Annotated in this window: 14 protein-coding genes; 6 read left to right on the top strand and 8 right to left on the bottom strand. The window is 69.6% G+C overall.

The features are described from left to right. Window positions 1–155 precede the first annotated feature (155 nt). The 5 genes from ACQPZQ_RS21690 (at window position 156) to ACQPZQ_RS21670 (ending at window position 9330) form a co-directional block, all read left to right on the top strand. Window positions 156–1163 carry a polyphosphate kinase 2 family protein gene (locus ACQPZQ_RS21690; protein ID WP_433298687.1) on the top strand — a complete coding sequence of 336 codons (1008 nt, stop codon included), beginning with the start codon at window positions 156–158 and terminating at the stop codon, window positions 1161–1163. Then, the gene (locus ACQPZQ_RS21685) at window positions 1160–3907 is read left to right on the top strand and encodes a cation-translocating P-type ATPase (protein ID WP_433298685.1); all 2748 of its coding nucleotides are present in this window, start codon (window positions 1160–1162) and stop codon (window positions 3905–3907) included. The genes ACQPZQ_RS21690 and ACQPZQ_RS21685 overlap by 4 nt, the downstream gene beginning before the upstream one ends. An 18-nt stretch (window positions 3908–3925) precedes the next feature. Continuing rightward, entirely contained in the window at window positions 3926–5665 is a 1740-nt protein-coding gene (locus ACQPZQ_RS21680; protein ID WP_433298683.1) for a SulP family inorganic anion transporter, read from the top strand. A gap of 87 nt (window positions 5666–5752) precedes the next feature. Next, window positions 5753–8200 carry a phosphoketolase family protein gene (locus ACQPZQ_RS21675; protein WP_433298681.1) on the top strand — a complete coding sequence of 816 codons (2448 nt, stop codon included), beginning with the start codon at window positions 5753–5755 and terminating at the stop codon, window positions 8198–8200. Window positions 8201–8202: 2 nt separating this feature from the next. After that, window positions 8203–9330 (top strand): acetate/propionate family kinase, encoded by a 1128-nt coding sequence (locus tag ACQPZQ_RS21670; protein ID WP_433298679.1) that lies wholly within the window; start codon window positions 8203–8205, stop codon window positions 9328–9330. Between the two features lie 6 nt (window positions 9331–9336). Here ACQPZQ_RS21670 and ACQPZQ_RS21665 read toward each other — a convergent pair whose 3' ends face one another. The 8 genes from ACQPZQ_RS21665 to ACQPZQ_RS21630 form a co-directional block, all read right to left on the bottom strand. Continuing rightward, window positions 9337–10779 carry a DUF2252 domain-containing protein gene (locus ACQPZQ_RS21665; protein ID WP_433298677.1) on the bottom strand — a complete coding sequence of 481 codons (1443 nt, stop codon included), beginning with the start codon at window positions 10777–10779 and terminating at the stop codon, window positions 9337–9339. 180 nt (window positions 10780–10959) lie between these two features. Beyond that, on the bottom strand, window positions 10960–11607 hold the full coding sequence (locus ACQPZQ_RS21660; protein ID WP_433298675.1) for an amphi-Trp domain-containing protein: 648 nt from the start codon (window positions 11605–11607) through the stop codon (window positions 10960–10962). A 92-nt stretch (window positions 11608–11699) separates the two neighbouring features. Continuing rightward, entirely contained in the window at window positions 11700–12365 is a 666-nt protein-coding gene (locus ACQPZQ_RS21655) for a GAP family protein (RefSeq protein ID WP_433298673.1), read from the bottom strand. 143 nt (window positions 12366–12508) lie between these two features. Further along, entirely contained in the window at window positions 12509–13702 is a 1194-nt protein-coding gene (locus tag ACQPZQ_RS21650) for an AI-2E family transporter (protein WP_433298671.1), read from the bottom strand. An 81-nt stretch (window positions 13703–13783) separates the two neighbouring features. Then, window positions 13784–15025 carry a cytochrome d ubiquinol oxidase subunit II gene (gene cydB / locus ACQPZQ_RS21645; RefSeq protein WP_433298669.1) on the bottom strand — a complete coding sequence of 414 codons (1242 nt, stop codon included), beginning with the start codon at window positions 15023–15025 and terminating at the stop codon, window positions 13784–13786. A gap of 12 nt (window positions 15026–15037) precedes the next feature. Beyond that, window positions 15038–16423, bottom strand: coding sequence for a cytochrome ubiquinol oxidase subunit I (locus ACQPZQ_RS21640; RefSeq protein ID WP_433298667.1), 1386 nt, complete (start codon window positions 16421–16423; stop codon window positions 15038–15040). A 1-nt stretch (window position 16424) separates the two neighbouring features. Further along, entirely contained in the window at window positions 16425–18266 is a 1842-nt protein-coding gene (locus ACQPZQ_RS21635; protein WP_433298665.1) for a glycoside hydrolase family 15 protein, read from the bottom strand. A gap of 137 nt (window positions 18267–18403) precedes the next feature. After that, window positions 18404–18841 (bottom strand): winged helix-turn-helix transcriptional regulator, encoded by a 438-nt coding sequence (locus ACQPZQ_RS21630; protein WP_433298663.1) that lies wholly within the window; start codon window positions 18839–18841, stop codon window positions 18404–18406. 105 nt (window positions 18842–18946) lie between these two features. On the opposite strand from ACQPZQ_RS21630, the gene ACQPZQ_RS21625 reads away from it, so the two are divergent. Then, on the top strand, window positions 18947–19672 hold the full coding sequence (locus tag ACQPZQ_RS21625) for a DsbA family oxidoreductase (protein WP_433298661.1): 726 nt from the start codon (window positions 18947–18949) through the stop codon (window positions 19670–19672). Window positions 19673–19695: the final 23 nt, after the last annotated feature.

Here is a 19695-nt window from a genome sequence, read left to right as displayed (position 1 = left end):
CGGGTGAGGCCGAACGGGTCGCCCGGCACAGATCCTCGTCTCGTCACGAGCTGGGGACCGTGCGCCGACGCCCTATCACCCGGCCCGGACGAGGCGGCCACCGAGTCGAGTGGCGCAGTCTCGGCTGCCGGTGTCAGTGGGAGGGGCTGGTTGGGATGACCGCCAAGCAGGCCAGGCGGATCGCGGAGTTCATCGACCCGCTGCGCGTGCGGCCGGGGAGAAAGGTGAACCTGGCGAAGGACTTCGACCCCGCCTTCCGGCCGCTCGGGCTCCGCCGGAAGAACTCCGCCGGGTTGCTCGACCAGGGGATCGCGCTTCTGGCGGATTACCAGCGGCGCCTCGCCGCCGAGAACACCCACGGCGTGCTCCTCTGCCTTCAGGCACTCGACGCGGGCGGCAAGGACGGCACGATCCGGCACGTCATGAGCGGGGTGAACCCCCAGGGCGTGCGTGTCGAGGGCTTCAAGGTGCCGTCGACCGAGGAGCTCGACCACGACTACCTGTGGCGCTACGCCTGCCGGTTACCCGCGCGGGGCGACATCGGGATCTTCAACCGGTCGCACTACGAGGAGGTCCTCGTCGTCCGGGTGCATCCGCAGAACCTGGACCGCCAGAAGCTGCCGCCGTCGGCGAAGGGCGCGGACGTGTGGGAGCGGCGCTACCGGGAGATCAACGACTGGGAGCGCTACCTGAGCGACAACGGGTTCTCCGTCGTGAAGCTGTTCCTGAACCTGTCGAAAGAGGAGCAGCGCACGCGGTTCCTCAAGCGGATCGACGTGCCGGAGCGGAACTGGAAGTTCTCGGCCGCCGACGTGCACGAACGCGGGTACTGGGACGACTACCAGCGGGCCTTCTCGGAGATGCTGTCGGCGACCAGCACGCCGTGGGCGCCCTGGTACGTCGTGCCTGCCGACCGCAAGTGGCTCGCCCGGATCTGCGCCGCCGCGGTACTCGTCCACACCCTGATCGGGATCGATCCGCAGTATCCGACCGTCAGCGACGAGGTCCGCCACGACCTCGCCGAGGCCCGCAAGGAGCTCGAGGCGGAGGCCCCGCGCGGCGCCGCGCGCGATCCCTACCTCGCAGAACACGAGGGCGCGTCACGTGACGGGAAGAAGGCCGAGAAACGAAATGCCGAGAAACGAAAGAAGGTGCGGACGTGACCGGGCCGGTCCGGCCCGCGTCGGAGACCGGCAGCGCCGACCGGGAGGAGTGGTACGCGCGGTCGCCGGACGCCGTGGCAGAGGCCGTCGGAGTCGACCCCGGGACCGGCCTGTCCTCGGCGACGGCAGCGGAGCGGTTGCGCGCGAACGGCCCCAACGCGCTTCCCGAGGAGCGCCGCAAGCCCGGCTGGCTGCGGTTCCTCGAGCAGTACCGCAGCTACATGCAGGTCATCCTGATCGCCGCAGCCGTCGTGTCCGCCGTGATCGCGGAATGGGGTACGGCCCTGCTCCTGCTCGTGCTGACCATCCTGAACGCCGTGGTCGGGCTGCGCCAGGAGGGCAAGGCCGAGAGCGCGATGAACGCCCTGCGGTCGATGATGAAGGCCACGGCCAGGGTGCGGCGCGACGGAGACGCGGCGGAGATCCCGGCCGAACAGGTCGTCGTCGGGGACGTCGTGCTCATCGCCGCCGGGGACCAGGTTCCGGCGGATGGGCGCATCGTCGACGCCAGTGCGCTGCAGATCGACGAGTCGTCGCTCACCGGCGAAAGCACGCCCGCGGCCAAGGACGGACGCACCCTCGACGGCAGCAGGCTCGGCCCGGGCGATCAGACGAACATGGCGTTCATGAACACACCGGTGACCCACGGCGGCGGCACGATGATCGTCACCGGTACCGGCTCCGCCACCGAGCTCGGCCGGATCTCGGCGATGCTCTCGGCCACGGCGAGGGAGAAGTCGCCGCTCACCAGGGAGCTCGACCGGCTGACCCTGTGGATCGCGGCGGCCGCCGGCATCACGATGGTCGTGATGTTCGTGCTGGGCCGCACCCGCGGTGAGGCCTGGGACGTGCTGTTCATCAGCGCCGTCGCGCTGGCGATCGCGGCCATCCCCGAGGCACTGCCGACCGTGACCCAGATGATCCTCTCGCTCGGCGGCGTCGACCTCGCGAAGCGCAACGCGATCGTGAAGGAGCTGCCGTCCGTCGAGACGCTCGCGTTCACCTCGGCGATCAACTCGGACAAGACCGGGACACTGACGATGAACCAGATGACGGCCGCGGAGGTGGTCACCCCGAGCGACCGCTACACCATCTCGGGAACCGGCTACAACCTGGAGGGCAAGGTCCACCACGCCGCGGGGACGGCGCCGTCGATCGAGGCCGCCGTTCTGCCCTACCTCGTCGCGAGCGATGCCCAGCTGGTGGACGGCCGGGTCGTCGGCGACCCGACGGAGGGGGCGCTGCTCGTGCTCGCCCACAAGGCCGGGCTCGACATCGACGCCACGCGCGAGACGCTGCCCCGCATCGCCACCCTGCCGTTCGACCCGATCTACAAGCTGATGGCCACGTTCACCTCCGCGACCGATGACACGGGGCGCCCGGTCGTGCGGTGCTTCGTGAAGGGCGCCGCACCAGCCGTGATGGCCCGGGCGGCGACCGCGCTGTGCCCAGGCGGGAGCATCCCGTGGGACGCCGGGCTCAAGGACCGGATGAACGCCCACATGAACCGCATGGAGCAGGACGGCAGGCGGGTGATGGCGGCGGCCGTGCGGGACATCGACCCCGCCCGGTTCGACCCGAACGGCGACCTGCTCGCGTGCGTCCGGGATCTCGAGGTGACGAGCCTGGTCGGCATGGTCGACCCACCCCGGGACGAGTCGAAGGGGGCCGTGTCCAGCGCGCAGGCCGCCAACATCCGGGTCCGGATGGTCACCGGCGACGACGTCACCACCGGTGCGGCCATCGCCGGGCAGCTCGGGATTCCCGGTGAAGCCGTCCTCGGCGCCGACTTCGCGGCGCTGCCCGAGCACGTGCGGCTCGCCCGCATCGACGAGATCGGTGTGGTCGGGCGGGTCGCCCCGGAGCACAAGGTGCTCCTCGTCGACACCTTGAAGAAGAAGGGCGACGTCGTCGCGATGACCGGCGACGGCGTCAACGACGCGCCCGCCATCAAGGCGGCGGACATCGGCATCGCCATGGGCACCGGCACCGAGGTGGCGAAGAACGCCGGGCGGATGATCCTGTCCGACGACAACTTCGCGACGATCGTCTTCGCGGTGGAACAGGGCCGCAAGATCTACGACAACCTGACGAAGTACATCCGGTTCGTGCTGATCCTGCTGGTCGTGTTCGTCCTGACGTTCCTCGGGGCCAGTTTGCTCAACATCGCCGCAGGCGAGCCGTTCACGCCCGCCCAGGTGCTCTGGATCCACTTCTTCGTCAACGCCGCGTTCGGGTTCGCGCTCGGCTTCGACCGCGAGACCCCCGGGCTCATGAGGATGAAGCCGCGTCCTCGCGGCCAGTCCGTGCTGACGCCGAGACTGATGATCACCGTCGGCCTCACCGGCCTCGCGATCGCGGTCGGGCTGCTCGGGCTGATCGTCGCCGGCACGACGCGCTTCGGTGACCTCGAGATCGGCCGATCCATCGCCTTCACGTCCTTCGCGCTCTGCCTGATCGTCGCGGCCCTGGAGTGCCGCAGCGAGACGGAGACCGTGCTGACCACGTCCACGTTCGACAGCAAGCAGATGAACTGGGCGATCCTCGGAGAGTTCATTCTGGCGGTGCTCGTCACGCAGATGGACGGGTTCCAGCGGCTGCTGGGCACCGTCGACATCAACTTCCAGCAGTTCCTGTGGGCCCTGGTGCCACCGGTGGGGCTGCTGATCCTGTGGGAGGCCGGGAAGTTGGTGGCGCGGCGACTCGAGCGGCAGACGACGACGCCACAACCGGTCGCGGCGTGACCGGGTGCCGTGCAGCCGGTGACGGGTCACAGGATGGCCGGCAGGCTCGAGTCGACCTTCGCCCCGGGGCTGGCGACGCTGTTCTCCTACGAGGCGCGCTGGCTGCCGAAGGACGTGGTGGCAGGCCTGGTCCTGACCGCCCTGCTGGTCCCTCAGGGAATGGCCTACGCGGAACTCGCCGGCCTGCCCGCGATCACCGGTCTGTACACGTCGATCCTGTGCCTTCTCGGGTATGCGCTGTTCGGGCCGTCGCGGATTCTGGTGCTGGGGCCGGACTCCGCGCTCGGCCCCATGATCGCGGCCACGGTGCTGCCCCTCGTCGGAGCGAACGGGGACCCCGCGCGGGCGGTCGCGCTCGCGTCTGCGCTCGCGCTCATGACCGGAACGATCACGGTGCTCGCGGGAATCGGGAAACTCGGGTTCGTCGCGGACCTGATCTCGAAGCCCACGATGATCGGCTACATGAACGGCCTGGCCCTGACGATCCTGGTCGGCCAGCTCCCCAAGATCTTCGGGTTCTCGGTGGACGCCGATAGTTTCCTCGGCGAGATCGCGGCATTCGTGGGTGGCGTGTCGAGCGGCGAGATGGTGCCGGCCGCCCTGGCGATCGGTGCAGGCGGGCTGATCCTGATCCTGGCACTCCAGCGCGTTGCTCCGCGGATCCCCGGTGTTCTGGTCGTGGTGGTGCTGTCGATCATCGCGGCAGGAGTGTTCGGTCTGGCGGCACGCGGAGTGGCACTCGTGGGCGTGCTTCCCCAGGGCTTCCCGCCGCTCACGGTGCCGCACGTCGGACTTTCCGACCTCGCGCTGCTCGTGGGGGGCGCCTTCGGGATCGCGCTCGTGTCGCTCGCCGACACGATCTCGACCTCCACCGCGTTCGCTGCCCGTGCCGGTCGGACGGTCGACGGGAACCGGGAGATGACCGGGATCGGGGTGGCCAACATCGCCGCCGGGCTGTTCCAGGGGTTCCCGGTCAGCACCAGCGGGTCACGCACGGCGGTGGCGGAACAGGCTGGCGCGAAGACGCAGGTCACCGGGCTGGTCGGGGCGGCCGCGATCACGCTCATCCTGCTGCTCGCCCCCGGGCTGCTCCGCAACCTGCCCCAGCCGACGCTCGCTGCCGTCGTGATCGCTGCGTCCCTCTCGCTCTCCGACATCCCGGGCACGCTCCGCCTCTTCCGCGTCCGGCGAACCGAGTTCTACCTGTCGATCGCGGCCTTCGCCGGCGTCGTGGCATTCGGTGTGCTCCTCGGCATCCTGGTGGCCGTCGCCCTCTCGATCGGCAATGTGTTCCGCCGCGCCTGGTGGCCGTACCAGACGATCCTCGGGCGGGTTCCCGGAATTCCCGGATATCACGACATACGCAGCTATCCGCACGCCGAGCAACTCACGGGATGCCGGATCTTCCGGTTCGACGCACCGGTATTTTTCGCGAACGCACGCACGTTCCGCGAGCAGGTGATCCGCATCGCGCACTCAGCGCCCCACTTGACATGGATAATCATCGCTGCCGAGCCGATCACCGACGTGGACACGACTGCCGCCGACATGCTCCGCGACCTCGACCGCACCGTGTCCGCGAGCGGAATCGCCCTCGTCTTCGCCGAGATGAAGGACCCCGTCCGTGGCAAGCTCGACCGGTACGAGCTCATCCCGACGATGGGCCCGTCGCACTTCTTTCCCACTCTCGACGCAGCAATCGACGCATTCCGCAAGCAGACGGGCGGGCAGTGGGTCCCACCCCGACCAGGTGCATGACCGGCATCACGCGGGTGGTCCCACCACGTGCCGGGTGCAGCATTCTGAAAACGCTCCGGAATTGCCGGAACAGGAAGGCTGGTGGACATGGGCGAGACGCAGACGGTGGCGGTCCCGACCGGAACAGCGGCCGCGGCTCCGCTGAACGACGCACAGCTACGCCGGATCGACGCCTGGTGGCGTGCGGCGAACTACCTGTCGGTGGGGCAGATCTACCTGATGGACAACCCGCTCCTGCGGGAACCGTTGCGCCCCGAGCACGTGAAGCCCCGGCTGCTGGGGCACTGGGGGACCACACCCGGGCTGAACTTCGTCTACGCCCACCTCAACCGCTGCATCGGCGAGCGGGACCTCGACATGATGTACGTGATGGGTCCCGGGCACGGCGGGCCCGGCCCGGTCGGGGCGTCGTGGCTCGAGGGCACCTACAGCGAGATCTATGCCGACGTCCCGCAGGACGAGCTCGGGATGAAGCGGCTGTTCACACAGTTCTCGTTCCCCGGGGGGATTCCCAGCCACGTGGCGCCCGAGACGCCCGGCTCGATCCACGAGGGCGGCGAACTGGGGTACGGGTTGTCCCACGCCTACGGCGCCGCGTTCGACAACCCCGGCCTCGTCGTGGCTGCGGTCGTCGGTGACGGCGAGGCCGAGACCGGCCCGCTCGCCACCAGCTGGCACTCGACGAAGTTCGTCGACCCGCAGCGCGACGGGGCCGTGCTCCCGATCCTGCACCTCAACGGCTTCAAGATCGCGAACCCGACGGTGCTCGCGCGGATCGAGCCCGAGGAGCTCGACCACCTGCTGCGTGGCTACGGGCACACCCCCTATGTCGTGGAGGGCTCCGACCCCGAGCAGATGCACCAGCAGTTCGCAGCCACTCTCGACCGCTGCCTCGACGACATCGCCGAGATCCAGCGCCGGGCGCGGACGGAAGGCGTCACCGATCGGCCGCGCTGGCCGATGATCGTGCTGCGCACGCCCAAGGGGTGGACCGGACCGAAGGAGGTCGACGGCCTCAAGATCGAAGGTTCGTGGCGGGCGCACCAGGTTCCGTTCAGCAACGCCCGCGGCAACGACTCCCACCGGGCCGTGCTGGAGCAGTGGATGCGCAGCTACCGCCCGGAGGAGCTGTTCGACGCCACCGGCGCCCCGGTGCCCGAGATCCGCGACCTGCATCCCGTGGGACATCGGCGGATGAGCGCAAGCCCGCACGCCAACGGCGGTGTACTGCTCCGCGACCTGCGGATGCCCGACTTCCGCGACTACGCGGTGCCGGTCGAGCATCCGGGCACGGGCGCGGTGGAGTCGACCCGGGTGCTGGGCGGCTTCCTGCGTGACGTGATGCGCGACAACATGACGAGCTTCCGGGTCTTCTCCCCCGACGAGAACAACTCCAACCGGCTCGACGCGGTGCTCGAGGCGACCGCGCGGACGTGGAACGCGCGCACGGAACCGGACGACGTCGGCCTCGCCGTGGACGGGCGGGTGATGGAGATCCTCTCCGAGCACACCTGCCAGGGCTGGCTGGAGGGCTACCTCCTGACCGGCCGGCACGGGTTCTTCTCCTGCTACGAGGCGTTCATCCACATCGTCGACTCGATGTTCAACCAGCACGCCAAGTGGCTGAAGACCACCAACGGCATCTCCTGGCGGCGCCCGATCGCCTCGCTGAACTACCTCCTGACGAGCCACGTGTGGCGCCAGGACCACAACGGGTTCTCGCACCAGGACCCGGGCTTCATCGACCACGTCGTGAACAAGAAGGCCGACATCACCCGGGTCTACCTGCCGCCGGACGCGAACACCCTGCTGTCCACCGTGGACCACTGCCTGCGCAGCCGCCAGTACGTCAACGTGATCGTGGCGGGCAAGCAGCCGCAGCTGCAGTACCTGAACATGGAGGACGCGATCGTCCATTGCACCAAGGGCATCGGGATCTGGGCGTGGGCCAGCACGGACGCGGGCACCGAGCCGGACGTCGTGCTCGGCTGCGCTGGCGACGTGCCGACGATGGAGGTCCTCGCCGCGGCGCAGCTCCTTCGCGGCTGGTTCCCGGACCTGCGGATGCGGGTGGTGAACGTGGTGGACCTGATGCGGCTGCAGGACGACCGGGAGCACCCGCACGGGCTGTCCGACCGCGAGTTCGACGCGCTCTTCACCACCGACAAGCCGGTGATCTTCAACTACCACGGCTACCCGTCGCTGATCCACCGGCTGACCTACCGGCGCAGCAACCACCACGAGTTCCACGTGCGCGGCTACGTGGAGGAGGGCACGACCACCACCCCGTTCGACATGTGCGTGCGCAACCGGACCGACCGGTTCAACATCGCCATCGACGTGATCGACCGGGTGCCCCGGCTGCGGCCGATCTCGGCCCACTACCGGGAGTGCCTGCGCAACAAGCTGATCGAGCACCGCCAGTACATCCACACCCACGGTGAGGACATGCCCGAGATCGCCGGTTGGCAGTGGTCACCGGTTTCGGAATCGGCCGCCGGCATCGCGAAGTCGCCGTTGCAGGAACCGGTGTAGCGATGCGGGTCCTGGTGGTGAACGCGGGCTCCAGCAGCCTGAAGCTCTCCCTCGTGTCCGCCGACGGGTCGGTTCACGCCGCGACCACGGTGGAACGCTGGGAGGGCCACGGCCACCGTGACCCGGTGAAGCAGTTCCTCGACGGCCTGGAGGGTGTCGACGCGGTCGGGCACCGCGTGGTGCACGGAGGCCCGCGCTATCGCGCCGCGGCGCGCGTCGACGAGGAGCTGCTCGACTACCTGGAGTCCATCCGGGACCTCGCCCCACTGCACAATCCCCGCGCGGTCGCCGGGATCCGGGTGGTGAGCGAGCTGTCGCCGGACGTACCGGCGGTGGCGTGTTTCGACACCTCTTTCCACGCCACGCTGCCGGCCGAAGCGTCCACGTACGCGCTGCCGAAGGAGTGGAACGCGCGCTTCGGCCTGCGCCGCTACGGCTTCCACGGTCTCTCCCACGCCTACGCCGTCCGTCAGGCGGCGGCGGTGGTCGGCGCGGCCGTGCCGGACCTGCGGATCGTCTCCTGTCACCTCGGTGCCGGAGCGTCGTTGGCCGCGGTCCGGGACGGCATCTGCCGGGACACGACGATGGGGTTCACCCCGCTCGCCGGCCTGGTGATGGTCACCCGTTCCGGCGACGTCGACCCGGGTCTGCTCCTGTGGTTGCTGCAGCACGGCGGCCTGTCCGTGGGCGAGCTCGACGAGGCACTCGAGAACCGGTCCGGCCTCAAGGGCCTCTCGGGCACCTCCGGTGACCTGCGCGACGTGCTGGCCGGCCGGGCGGCGGGCGACCCGGACTGCGCACTCGCCCTCGACGTGTTCGTCCATCAGCTGTGCCGGGAGATCGCGGCGATGACGGCCGCTGTCGGTGGACTCGACGTCCTCGTGATGACCGGCGGCATCGGAGAGCACAACCCGCTCGTCCGAGCCCTGGTGGCGAAGCGGCTGAGCTACCTCGGCGTCGACATCGACCCGGCCGTCAACGAGAAGGCCGATGCCGATGCCGACATCACCGGCCACGGGGCGGCGGCGTGCACCGTGGTCGTCGCGGCGCGGGAGGACGTCGAGATCACCCGCCAGGTCGCGGAGCTCGTGACCGGCGGCGCGGGTCCTGCGCACGCGGGCGAGGGTTGAGCGGTCCTACACGCCGGACTCGGCCTCGATCCGGCCCGAGGCGATGGCGTCCATCAGCGCCTGATGGTCCTGCTCGTTCTGGTCGGCGTACACACGGGCGAACTCGGCGATGGCTCGCTCGAACGTAGTGCCGGCGCCGAGATAGGAGGCGATCGCGACGCGGTCGCCGGTGCGGGCGTGCGCCCTGGCCAGCGTCCAGCCGCAGAGCTCGCCGTAGGCGAGCATCCCCTTCGGCACCATCACCTCGACGTCGGCCGAGCCCTTCCAGTCCCGTAGCTGGCGCAGGTAGAAGCTCCGGCTCTGCCCGTCGAAACCCTGCACGCGCACCCAGCCGAGGAAGATGTCGCTGACCGCCTGCATGAGACGCTGCCCGACGACCACCCGGCGGCCGGGGTCGTACTCGCTGGCCCCGACGAACTCCTCGAGCACCGACGGGCAGGCCTCCTTCGCCTGCAGGAACAGCGGGTCGCGGTCGTCGTCCCCGAGCAGGAGCGCGATGAACGCGCGGGTACCCACGCTGCCCACCCCGACGACCTTGCGGGCGAAGTCCACGAGCCGGTACTGGTCCAGCAGCGCGCGCCGCTCGGGTTCCAGGCACTCCCGGTAGTCCATCAACATGGCGGACAGCTGGCTCAACAGCTGTGCCGGATCCGCCCCGGCACCGGCGAGGTCGGAGATGGGCACGACCAGCGGCGGGTCGGCGAGGATCGCGGCCTGACCGTCCTTCACCCCCGCGTACCGGCCGAGCGCTCCGAGGTTGTCCCGCGTTCGCGCCTTCGCCATGCTGCGGGCGAGCCGCTTGCGCCGTTCGCGGTCGAGATGCTCGTCGACGCGGGCCTGCACGCTGTCCATGTCGGCGTGGGCGTACCAGACCTCCAGCGTGGTCGTGTCCGCGAACTCGCGCATCGCCCGCCGATACGCGGCCACCGTGGCGGTCACGATCTCCCGGCGCGTCTTCGTCTGGTAGCCGTTGTCACGTCCGGCGATCTCGATGCTCGTCGCGAGCCGTTTGACGTCCCACTCCCACGGCCCGGGCAGGGTCTCGTCGAAGTCGTTGACGTCGAAGACGAGACGGCGCTCCGGGGAGGCGAACACACCGAAGTTCGTCATGTGGGCGTCGCCGCAACACTGGACGACGAGCCCGGTGCTCTGGGTGCCGGCGAGGTCACTCGCCATCGGCAGTGCGGCTCCGCGGAAGTACGCGAACGGGGAGGCGGCCATCCGCCCATAGCGGATCGGGAGCAGTTCCTGCACCCGCTGCTGTGCCTGCTTCTCGAGGAGGCCCAGCGGATCGGGGCGGTCGGGGGCAGGCGTGAACTCCGCCTGGCTTGCCCGCGGGATGTCCCGGCGGGCCGACCGACCCCGTTCCATCCGCTCTTCCCGCGTCGGGCGGGTCGTTCCCTCCGAGTCGGAGACGTCGCGGAGTCGTGCGCTGGTCGCCTGGCCCATCGCCGGGTCCCTCCTCGGTCAGAGCCCCGTTCGCGCGGCTTCAGCGGGGCGGGCGCTCCCACACCGGACGCGCGGGTACCCACGGTGGGCCACGAACCGGTCGACGGCATCGTCCGCACCGGGTGAGGGCCGCGGTGCTGCGTGCGAGGTTCAGACGAGCACCGGTCAGACCCGGCCGGCTCAGCGGCCGGATCGAGCCGCAGCAACGTTGTTCGTGCTGCGTGCCCCGGATGATCCGGACGAGCTGCGGCCGGACTTCGTCGCTGCCGCCGGCTCCGTCACAGGCCTCGCCGCCGCAGCAGGCTTGACCGCAGCCGCCGCAGGCTTCCCGGCGGGCGCAGGCCTCGCCGAGGCCGTCGCAGGCTTGGCCGCTGCGGGAGGCTTCGCCGCAGCCGCCGGAGGCTTCCTGGCGGGCTCGGGCTTCGCCGCCGCACGCTTGGCAGCCGCCGAAGACCTAGCCGCAGCCGCCGCAGGCCTCCTGGCGGGTGCGCGCTTCGGCGTCGCACGCTTGGCAGCCGCCGAAGACCGAGGCGGGGTCGCTGCCTGCTTGGCCGCCGCCGCAGACTTGGCCGGGGTCGCTGCAGGCTTGGCAGCCGCCGGCTTCGCCCTCGACCACGTGAGTTCGATCTCCAACTCCACTTCATCGCCATCGACCTCCACCTCGACCTCGTAGCTGACCTGATCGGGGACATGCATCTTGAGAGCGCTCGCACCCAGCTCGACCTCGACGCCTGCGCCCTCGGAGAGCGCGGCGGCGAGCGCCGAGAGCCTGTTGGCCGCCTCCCGGCGGCTGAGGGTCTCGGTGCGGCTGACTTCGACGTCCGACATCGGGTGCTCCGTTCCGCGTGCGATGGCTTCCGGACCCCGCAGTGTCGGCCGGGCGGCGCCCGGCGGCATCGCCTGCTACGGATGGTCGAGCGTCAGTTGGGGGGATACAGCAGGCCGAGCACGCCGATGACGAGCAGGTAGCCACCCAGCCCGACGAGGAACACGATGGTGATGACGCGCTGGTGGCGCCGGATCCACGTACCGACCTCCGCGAGGCTCTGCTTCGCCAGCTCCGGGTGGTAATGCGCAAGTACGAGCGCCGTGATCGGAAGGCTGAACCAGATGGCGTTGTAGAGCACCACCTGCACCACCGCGTCCACCGTTCCCGTGGCATCGCCCACGATCGCGTTCAGCGCCGCCAGGTACACCAGGCCGGGCAGATGGGTCACCACGCCCGCCATCGCGGCGGCCGTCGGGGACAGGTGCTGCAGACGCTTGCGCATCCACTCCGAGCCGTTCCTGCTACCGGCCCGGCGCCGGGGAAGCCACCCGAACGCGGCGGCTGCGGCGTAGGCGAGCGCCAGCGCGCCCAGGGCGGTGTCGACATAGGGACGCCCGCCGGCATCCGTCGCCGGGCCGAGCCCCTGGACGAGGAGTACCACCACCGTGCCGACGGCCAGGCTGAAGGCGAGGCCGGCGACGATGTAGAACACGAGCAGGCGCCGCGGGTGCGCCGTCGAGAGCATCGCGACCACCGCGGCCGCGCTCATCGGACGGACCACCGTGGTCAGGGCGAGGACGAGCGCCTCCGTGCTCACGTCGCCCTCCTCGCTGACGCTCGTCGGTCGCGTTCGCAAAGCTGCTGTGTCTCATGGCTCGCTCGCAAGCTCGCTCACGCCGCCCGCACGGGTGTCAGGACCTCAAGCTCCCATCACTCTGCTGCCGCTCCGATCGCACGAGGTCAGGTCGGCGCCGGCGGCACGGGCGGCGCGGGCGGCAGGTCCGGCGCGGGCTGGCGTCGTTCGCGTCGCCGCTCGCGGCGCGACTTCTTCGGGGGCGCCTCCGGATCCGGTTCCGTCGGGCTGTCGCGCAGCAGCACGGCGGCCCACTTGGCCTGCGGATCGATGTCCACCAGCAGCGCCTTCGCCAGGAGGGTCAATGGGATCGCCAGGATCGCGCCGAGCGGGCCCAGCAGCCACGCCCAGAAGAACAGCACCAAGAACGTCACCGTGACCGACAACCCGACCGCGTCCCCGATGAATCGCGGCTGGATGATCGACTGCACCACGAAGTTGATCACGCAGTAGAGGACGATGACGATCACCATGAGCTTCGGGCCGCCGGTCAGCAGCGCCAGGAGCGCGGGTGGTATCACGCCGAGGACGAACCCGATGTTCGGGATGTAGTTGGTGATGAACGACAGCAGGCCCCAGGTGAACGCGAGCGGGATGCCCAGCAGCGCGAGCGCGATCGTGTCGAGGACCGCGACGATGAGCCCGAAGACGGTGGTGACCAGCAGATACTGGCGGGTGCCCCACGCGAAGTGCTCCAGCGCCGCGGTGATCCGCGGGCGGTCCGCCTCGATCTGGGCGAGCCGCTGGCCGTATCCACCGGACTCGACGCTGAGGAACAGCAGCAGCGCCAGCAGGAACACCAGGTTCGTCGCGAGTCCGGCCACGCTTCCCAGCAGCGCCGTGAGCACTCCCGTCAGGTTGCTGATGTTCAGCGAGCTCGCCGCCTTGTGGAGCTGCTCCGGGCCCACACCCCACCTGGCCAGCTCAGCGGTGGCCGACGCCACCAGGCCGTCGAACTTGTCGGCGTACTGCGGCACCTCCGTGGCCAGCCGGGCCACCGAGATGACGATCCCGAGGGCGAGCACGACCAGGATCCCGTAGACGAGCAGGATCACCACGACAGTCGTCGCCCATCCCGGCCAACCGTGGCGTTTGAGCCAGCCCTGCACCGGCGCCACAGCGATCACGATGATCAGCGCCATGAATGCCGGCCCGATCAGCCAGGCGACGGCCTGCACCCCTGCGGCGACGATGACCGCGGCGGCGATGCCGAGCAGGATGACGAGAGCACGGGGGAACACACTCCGCTGCCCGCTCTCCTCACCCGGGGGAGGAGCGTTGGGGACGACAGGTGTGGCCACCGCGAAACGGTAGGACCGGCGTCTGTCCGCCTACGTCACCCGCGACGGGCGAAACCGGGTACCGATGGTGTCCTCGCTCCCCTACCGCTGGGCCGCAGGCCGTGGCCCCGAAGTGCGGCCCGCACCGGAGCGGCCACCGCGCCCCCTGAACAGGGCGACCGCCAGCGCCGCCGCCCAGGACAACACCCACGCGGCGAACCGGAAGCCGCGACGGTAGGAGCTCTCGGGCTCGGCCGGGGGCGGGTCCTGGCCGTTGCGGCCACCCTCACGCTCGGCACCGACGACGGCCTGCGCGATGGGAGGCGCGGTGGGCGGCGGACCGTGCCCGCCACCGTCCTCCGGCAGGTCCGCCCGGGTCACGCGGTTGCGGAAGACGTGGAGCGTCCAGCCCTGGTAGATCAGGATGACCGGCAACAGCACGACGAGTACGACGGTCATCACGGCCAGCGCATAGGACCCCGATGCCGTACCGGCCACCGTCAGGTCGTTCGCGGCGCCGAGGCTCGACACCATCACGCGGGGGTAGAGCTCCGAGAAGAGCGACACCACCACACCCACCGTCGTGGCACACGTCGCGACGAACGCGGCGACCTCCCGCTCCACGTGCACCAGTAGTGCGGCGGCGATCACGACGATCGCGGTGGCGAGCTCGATCACCGACAGCAGCGCGCCCCCCGAGTCGAAGCGGGTCAGCGCGACCCAGGCGATGACGACCAGCGCGACGACGGGTCCGAGGATCTTCGCGACGCCCAGCGCCCGCATGCGGATGTCCTCCGTGGTGCGCATGGCGAGGAACACCGCGCCGTGCAGCAGGCTGACCAGCGTGATCGTCACACCGGTCAGCACGGCGTAGGGCCGGAACAGGTCACCGAACCCTCCGACGAACTCCTCTCGGGCGTCGATCGGGATCCCGCCCAGGAAGCCGCCGAGCATGATCCCGAGGCCGAGCGGCGCGACCAGGCTCCCGACGACCAGGGCGCCGGACCACAGGTTCTTGCTCCGATCCGACGTCGTGTGCGACCGGAACTCGAAGGACACCCCACGCAGGATCAGTGCCACCAGCACGATGAGGATCAACGGGTAGAAGGCCGAGAGCGCCGTCGCGTACCAGGAGGGGAACGCGGCGAAGGTCGCCGCGATGGCGACGATCAGCCAGACCTCGTTGCCGTCCCACACCGGACCGATCGTCCTGATGGCCAGCGACCGGCCCTGCTCGTCCCGGCCCACCACACGGTGCAGCATCCCGACGCCGAAGTCGAAGCCCTCCAGCAGCAGGAACCCCGTCCAGACCACGACCAGGACGATGAACCAGAAGATCTCCATCGGGCCTCCCGCTCAGTAGCTGGGCGCGTGGACCGGCTGCTCGGCCTCGTCCGGGGCTTCCTCGGGCTCGAGCTCCCGAGCGGCGTAGCGCGCCATCAGCGTCCAGTCCACGACGGCGAGTACGCCGTACAGCACGACGAAGACCACGAGGCTCACGACGATGGTGCCCGCGCTCACCGACGGCGACGCGGCGTCGCGGGTGAGCTGCAACCCCTGCACGATCCAGGGCTGGCGGCCGTTCTCGGTGAGCACCCAGCCCGCGGTGTTGACGATGAACGGCAGCGGGAGACTCCACAACGCCACCCGCAGGAACCACGGCGAGGACTCCAGCCGCTTCCATCGCCACAGGCCCCACAGCGATATCAGGAGGATGAGGCTCGCGAGGTAGGCCATCACCCGCATCGCCCAGTACTGGATGAAGACGTTGGGGATGTAGTAGCCCGGCCCGTACTGCTGCTCGTACTGGGCCTGCAGCTCGTTCATGCCCACCACCTTCCCGTCCCACGAGTTCGTGGCGAGCAGGGACAGGAGATGCGGGATCGCGATGATCTTGTCCGGGGTCTGGTCGTTGTTGCCGCCGCCGATCTGGAACATCGAGAACGAGCACGGCTGGCAGGTGTCCCACTGCGCCTCGGCCGCCGCGATCTTCATCGGCTGGAACTCGCCCTCGGTGACGCCGAGCTCGCTGCCGACCAGCAGGTTGATCATCGTGGCCGGCGCCAGCACCACCAGGGCGAGCTGCGCGGAGCGGCGGAAACCGGAGTCGTCGGGCCTGCGGCGCAGGTGCCACGCCGAGATCGCCAGCATGACGACGGCCGCGGTGATCAGCGACGCGAGCAGCACGTGCAGGTAGCTGCGCAGGAACACGGGGTTGGTCAGCACGGCCCCGATGTCGGTGAGCTGCGCACGTCCGGTGTCCGGGTTGATCGTGTAGCCGACCGGGTTCTGCATCCACGAGTTCGCCGCCATGATGAACGCGGCCGAGAGCACGCCACCGAGCGCGACCATCCAGATCGTCGCGAGATGCACCCGGCGCGACAGCCGGTTCCACCCGAAGAGCCACAGCCCGAGGAACGTCGACTCGAGGAAGAACGCGGCGAGCCCTTCCATGGCGAGCGGGGCGCCGAACACGTCGCCCACGAACCGCGAGTAGCCCGACCAGTTCATCCCGAACTGGAACTCCTGCACGAGGCCGGTGACCACCCCGACCGCCACGTTGATCACGAGCAGGATGCCGAAGAACCTGGTCAGGCGCAGGTACTCCGGCCGGTCGGTGCGGTACCACTGCGTCTGCAGGAGCGCGACGAGCAGCGCCAACCCGATCGTGAGCGGCACGAACAGGAAGTGGTAGATCGACGTGCTCGCGAACTGCAGGCGCGCCAGGTCGACCGCGTCCACCTCAGTCCCCCATCAGTGCCGGACGGCCCCGGTCGAGCGCCTCGTCGAGCGTGATCGCGGCGTCGATCAGGGCGAGGTGGGTGAAGGCCTGGGGGAAGTTGCCGATCTGCTCGCCGGAGAGGGCGATCTCCTCGGAGAAGAGCCCCACGTGGTTGGCGTAGGTGAGCATCTTCTCGAACGCGAGCCGCGCGTCCTCCAGTCTCCCCGCCCGCGCGAGCGCGTCGACGAACATGAACGAGCAGAGCGAGAACGTGCCCTCCGAGCCCCGCAGCCCGTCGGGCGAGGCCTCCGGGTTGTACCGGTAGACGAGACTGTCGGTGACCAGCTGGTCCTCCATCGCCCGGAGCGTGGAGGCCCACATCGGGTCGTACGGTGAGATGAACCCGACGCTGGACATCCGCAGCAACGAGGAGTCGAGCGTGTCGCTGCCGTAGTGCTGGACGAACGCCCGGCTCTCGGGGTTCCAGCCCTTCTCCATGATCTGCTCGTAGATCGCGTCACGTGCCTCGGTCCACCGCATGAGAGAGGCCGGCCGCCCGTGCACGGCCGCCATCCGGATCCCCCGGTCGAACGCCACCCAGCTCATCAGCCGCCCGTAGGTGAAGTCCTTGCGGCCGCCGCGGGTCTCCCAGATGCCCTCCTCCGGCTGGTCCCAGTGCTCCGTGAGCCAGTTCAGCAGCTCTCGCACCGCCACCCACCCGCGATGCCCGACCTCCAGACCGCGCCGGTCGGCGAAGAAGATGCTGTCGAGCGCCTCGCCGTAGATGTCGAGCTGGAGCTGGTCGGCCGCGCCGTTGCCGATCCGGACCGGGCGCGAGCCCCGGTAGCCCGACCAGTGGTCCAGCGACTCCTCCTTGAGGTCGGAGGACCCGTCGACGCGGTACATGATGTTGAGCGGGCCGCCCTCTCCACCCACTCGCTCGTCGGCACGGTCCCGCAGCCATTGGCTGAACTGCGCGGACTCCTCCAGGAACCCGAGCCGCAGCAGCGCGTAGACCGAGAACGACGCGTCCCGCACCCAGGTGTAGCGGTAGTCCCAGTTGCGCTCGCCGCCGACCTGCTCCGGCAGCCCGGTCGTGGGTGCGGCCACCAGACCACCGCTCGGTGCGTAGGTCATGAGCTTGAGGGTGATCGCCGAGCGCTGGAGGACCTCCCGCCAGCGTCCCTTGTAGGTGCTGCGGTGCAGCCAGTTGCGCCAGTGCCGGACGGTCTCGTCGTGCATCTGCTGGAACTCGGCCACCCGGATCTCCCGCGGTGGCCCCTCCGCGGCCGACTCCAGCACGACACCCCGGACATCACCCGCCTTCAACGCGACCGAGACGTGCAGGTCGTTCTCGTCGATGCGGACCTTCGCCAGCAGTTCGTCACCGGGCTCACGCACGACGTGCAGGGTCAGCGTCTGCGTGTCGGTGCTGAAGACCACCCCGTTGCGCGTCATCTCCGTGCGGTGGGCCTTGCGGCCGTAGTCGAAGCGCGGCGCGATGTCGAAGTCGAAGGTCATCTCTCCGCGGACACAGCGCACCATCCGGACGAGCCGGTGGTTCGCGGTCGCCACCTTGCCCGCCGGCGGCATGAAGTCGACCACCTCGCCCATCCCGCTCTCGGTGGTGAATCGGGTGATGAGCACGGCGGTGTCCGGTAGGTACAGCTGTCGCGAGTCGTAGTCGGCGTGCGGCCGGATCCGGAAGTGGCCGCCCTTCTCGTCGTCGAGGAGGGCGCCGAACACGCTCGGCGAGTCGAAACGCGGGCAGCAGTACCAGTCGACGGAACCGTCCGTGCTGACCAGTGCAGCCGTCTGGAGATCACCGATCAGGCCGTGGTCGGAGATCGCTGCCTCGGTCATGGTGGCCTCCTGCGTCGTGGAGCCGGCAGGCCAACCGTCGCGGTTACCGGTGCACCGATGCATCACCCGATAAGGAGGAGACCGGAGCGCGTACACCGCTGCGGGACCCGCCGCAATCCGACGCGGGTCCGCGTCGCTCAGGACGGGGAGGCCGTGTCGGCGTCGAACGCCTGCTGGTGGCGACGGATCTCGCCGTGCCGGTCGGCCGACCACGCAGCCAGCGCCAGCACGGTGGACAGCAACGAGGTGCCCAGCTCCGTCAGGGCGTACTCGACGCGCGGCGGGACCTCGGGGTAGGCGGTTCGGGTGACGAGCCCGTTGCGCTGCAGCTGCTTCAGCGTGAGTGTCAGCATCCGCTGCGAGATGCCGGGGATCAGGTCGGCTAGGTCGGAGTAGCGGGTCGGGCCCCGCTCGAGGGACCCGATGATCAACACGCTCCACTTGTCGCCGACCAGGTCGAGGATCTCCCGGATGAAGTCCGCGTCCTCGTCGTTCCAGTGCGCGCAGGGACCCGGCACCTCCCGCACAGCCCTCCGGACGCCGGTGCGTGCCGCTCGCACGGTCTTCCCGCTCACAGCTGCTCCCAGCTCGTCGCCGCCACGCACATGAATGTGCCTTTTGTAGGCCTGTCGAAACTAATAGAGGATGCGGCTACGCACAAATCGTAAGTAAGGAGCGAGATGAACATCGAATTCTGGTCGGACATCGTCTGCCCCTGGTGCGGGCTGATGGACCACCGGCTGCGACGGGCTGTGGACCGTTTCGAACACGGCGCGGACGTGCGGATCACTCACCGGTCGTTCCAGCTGCATCCCGACCTGCCACGTGACGGGGTCACGCAACGTCGGCTGTTCGAGATGTTCGGTGTGGAACGCGCCGCTGGTGAACAGCTCGTGGGATCGACCGAGAAGCTCGCCGCAGCCGAAGGCCTTTCGCCCTACCACGCGCTGGATCGCACGCTCGGCCCCACCGACTTCGCTCACGAACTGCTTGCGTACGCGGCCGAACAGGGCCGTGGCAACGAGATCTGGTCGGCGATGTTCCGGGTCCACTTCGGCCAGGCCCGGAAGCTGTGGACAGCCGAACAGGTGCTCGGCTTCGCCGAGGAGGTGCACCTGGATCGCGACGGCGCAGCCGAGGCACTGCACAGCAGGCGTTATCGCATGCAGGTGGCGGCCGACCAGGTCGCAGCCCGACGACGCGGCGCTCACGGCACGCCCTTCATCGTCCTGGACGGCCGGTACTCCCTCGCCGGCGCGATCGGAACCGACGAACTCCACTCGGCCATGACCGCGGTGTGGCAGGAGGTCCGTTCGACCGGCGTCACGCCGCTGCTGCCCGTGACCGGAGCCGACGGGGTGTGCACCCCGGACGGCTGCGCGACGTCCGCCGCCAGTGGCAACTGAGCCGGCGCGCCCACCGAGGAGCC

The organism is Pseudonocardia sp. CA-142604 (genome assembly GCF_050948475.1).
In the GTDB taxonomy this organism is placed as follows: domain Bacteria; phylum Actinomycetota; class Actinomycetes; order Mycobacteriales; family Pseudonocardiaceae; genus Pseudonocardia; species Pseudonocardia alaniniphila.
The sequence above is the reverse complement of the archived record's forward strand: the minus strand, read 5'-3'. Positions and strand labels throughout refer to the sequence as shown.